This is a genomic window from Nonomuraea sp. KM88, from assembly GCF_052245635.1.
In the GTDB taxonomy this organism is placed as follows: Bacteria; Actinomycetota; Actinomycetes; order Streptosporangiales; family Streptosporangiaceae; genus Nonomuraea.
On the sequence record NZ_JBQQCC010000070.1, the window covers coordinates 1 to 1,052 of the forward strand.

At 63.8% G+C, this 1,052-nt stretch carries 1 protein-coding gene; it reads right to left on the reverse strand.

The annotated features are described in order from the left end of the window. Positions 1-1,052: inositol-3-phosphate synthase (locus ACTWPV_RS49695; RefSeq protein ID WP_443157226.1), on the reverse strand; the 1,052-nt coding region annotated here is incomplete at both ends.

Sequence of the window (1,052 nt, forward strand, 5' to 3'; positions counted from 1 at the left end):
TCTCCGCGGATGAATTTCTCGACGTAGTCGCGGGCCTGGTCGTCGGAGTACTGCTCGGGTGGTGACTTCATGAAGTAGGAGGACGCTGACAGGATGGGGCCGGCGATGCCGCGGTCGAGGGCGATCTTGGCGGCGCGGACGGCGTCGATGATGATGCCGGCGGAGTTGGGGGAGTCCCAGACCTCGAGTTTGTATTCGAGGTTGAGGGGGGTGTCGCCGAAGGAGCGGCCTTCGAGGCGGACGTAGGCCCATTTGCGGTCGTCGAGCCATGGGACGTGGTCGGAGGGGCCGATGTGGACGTCGCTTTTGCCCATTTCGCGGGGGATCTGGGAGGTGACTGACTGGGTTTTGGAGATCTTCTTGGACTGCAGGCGCTTGCGCTCCAGCATGTTCATGAAGTCCATGTTGCCGCCGAAGTTGAGCTGGTAGGTGCGCAGGAGTTCGACTCCGCGGTCTTCGAAGAGTTTGGCCATGACGCGGTGGGTGATGGTGGCGCCGACCTGGGATTTGATGTCGTCGCCGATGATGGGGATGCCGGCTTCGGTGAACTTGGCGGCCCAGGCGGGGTCGGAGGCGATGAAGACGGGCAGGGCGTTGACGAAGGCGACGCCGGCGTCGATGGCGCATTGGGCGTAGAAGCGGTCGGCGTCTTCTGAGCCGACGGGTAGGTAGGAGACCAGGACGTCGACCTGGTTGTCGCGGAGCACGTGGACCACGTCGACGGGGCTTTCGTCGGATTCTTCGATGATGTCCTGGTAGAACTCGCCGAGGCCGTCGTGGGTGTGGCCGCGTTGGACGGTCACTCCGGTGGGTGGCACGTCGGTGATTTTGATCGTGTTGTTCTCGCTGGCGACGATCGCCTCGGACAGGTCGCGGCCGACCTTCTTGGCGTCAACGTCGAAGGCCGCGACGAACTCGACGTCGCCGACGTGGTAATCGCCGAACTTCACGTGCATCAGGCCCGGGACCCGTACGTCCGGGTCGGCGTCCTTGTAATAGTGAACGCCCTGGACCAGCGACGACGCGCAGTTGCCGACACCGACAATGGCCAC